Annotated in this window: 2 protein-coding genes; both read right to left on the bottom strand. The window is 63.3% G+C overall.

What is annotated here, in order from left to right; all coding sequences use genetic code 11:
- Positions 1-66: 66 nt before the first annotated feature.
- Positions 67-267, bottom strand: a complete 201-nt coding sequence (locus BRAO375_RS19530) for a hypothetical protein (RefSeq protein ID WP_009029170.1) — start codon at positions 265-267, stop codon at positions 67-69.
- A gap of 371 nt (positions 268-638) precedes the next feature.
- Positions 639-1,727 (bottom strand): FHIPEP family type III secretion protein (locus BRAO375_RS19525; protein ID WP_035641287.1); only part of this gene is annotated, 1,089 nt, incomplete at its 5' end.

The following is a 1,727-nucleotide window of genomic DNA, read 5'->3' as shown; positions in this document are numbered from 1 at the left end:
GTCTACTACATATCCACGCGGCCAGTTGGGGGGCTGTGAGAACCGCGTGAATTCCGGGAATTCCTGTCAGCGAACGACTGACGCTTCCGAGCTCGTCACCGCGACCGGCTTGCCGGCCTTGATGACCTTCGCCGTCTGCGTGTAGTTCGGCTCCGCATTCAGACGGGCCGAGATGCCGAGGCCGGCCACTGCGATGCCAGCCACGAGCGCAACCACCACGATCTTGAGGTGGGTCGTCCGATCCGCGCTGTAAATCGAGTGGTTCATGGAAGCCTCCTGCCGTCTTCCGTCCTTCGCTGATTCGTGTGAGCCGGCGGCGTTCCGGTTCATCGTCTCGCCTGCAAGAACGTAGGAAACCTCGATTCTGTTTCGTAGTGGTCATCACAAGCGAGTGATAAGGCGTGATGCCGCGCGATTTCGGATGAATGCTATATGAATAGTACGTTTAATTTCAATAGCTTGAATGGTAGTTCGGTCTGTGGCGGAAATTTCAGCCACCTAACGCAAAATTAAGAAATCATTTGCCTGTGGCGGTAAAGCACGGGTGGGTTTGCCCTGAAAAATGGCAGAACCGACCCGTTGGACCGGTCCTGCATTCAACAACGTAGGACTGACTCGCAGGTTCCGCGCCTCCCGTCTCAAACGCTGCCGACGGTCTTCAGCCGTGCCCGCGGGTGGATTTCTGCCTGCGACAGCACGGTGGTCTGGGCGCGGAAACGCTCGACCAGCGAGCGGACGAAGGGCCGGATCGCGGCCGAGGTGACCAGCACCGGCGACTCGCCCTCGCGCGCGGCGCGCTCGAAGGCGTCCCGGGTGGCGGTCATGAACTCCGACAGCTTTGACGGCTGCATCGCCAGGCTCCGCTCCTCGCCCTGGCCGATCAGCGATTCCGCAAACGCCTGCTCCCATTTCGCCGACAACGCGATCAGCGGCAGGTAGCCCATCGGCGAGGTGTTCTGTGCGCAGATCTGGCGGGCGAGGCGGGTACGGACGTGCTCGACGATCGTTGCCGGATTGCGCGAGAAGGCGAGGGCGTCGGCGACGCCTTCCAGGATGGTCGACAGGTCGCGGATCGAGATCCGCTCCGACAACAACAGCTGCAGCACGCGCTGGAGGCCGGAGATCGTGATCTGCGTCGGCACGATGTCCTTGACCAGCTCGCCCTGTTCCTTGGGCAGCTCCTTCAAAAGCTTCTGCACCTCGCCATAGGAGAGCAGGTCGCTCATGTTGGCCTTGAGCAGCTCGGTCAGATGCGTCGACAGCACGGTCGCGGCGTCCACCACCGTGTAGCCCTTCAGCGTCGCTTCTTCCTTGAGGCCCGCATCGACCCAGGTCGCGGGCAGGCCGAAGGTCGGCTCTGTGGTGTGAATGCCGGGCACCGCGACCTGGTTGCCGCCGGGGTCCATGACCATGAACTGGTTCGGCCAGATCTTGCCGGAGCCGGCGTCGACCTCCTTGATCTTGATGATGTAGGTGTTGGCCTCGAGCTGGACGTTGTCGAGGATCCGCACCGAGGGCATCACAAAGCCCATCTCGATCGCCAGCGAGCGCCGGAGGGCCTTGATCTGGTCGGTCAGCCGGTCGGTGCCGTCGGGCGCGTTGACCAGCGGCAGCAGCGCATAGCCGAGCTCGATCTTGAGATCGTCGATCTTGAGCGCGGCGGAGATCGGCTCCTCGGCGGCCGCCGCAGAAGCGGCGGCTGCGGCGGGCGCGGCGGCGGCCGCGGC

The sequence above is a fragment of the Bradyrhizobium sp. ORS 375 genome (assembly GCF_000239775.1).
GTDB lineage: Bacteria > Pseudomonadota > Alphaproteobacteria > Rhizobiales > Xanthobacteraceae > Bradyrhizobium.
This window is presented reverse-complemented; position numbering and strand designations above follow the sequence as displayed.

Excerpts from the sequence above, each read along its gene's own strand:
- BRAO375_RS19530 (WP_009029170.1), bottom strand. The coding sequence starts at position 267 with ATGAACCACTCGATTTACAGCGCGGATCGGACGACCCACCTCAAGATC.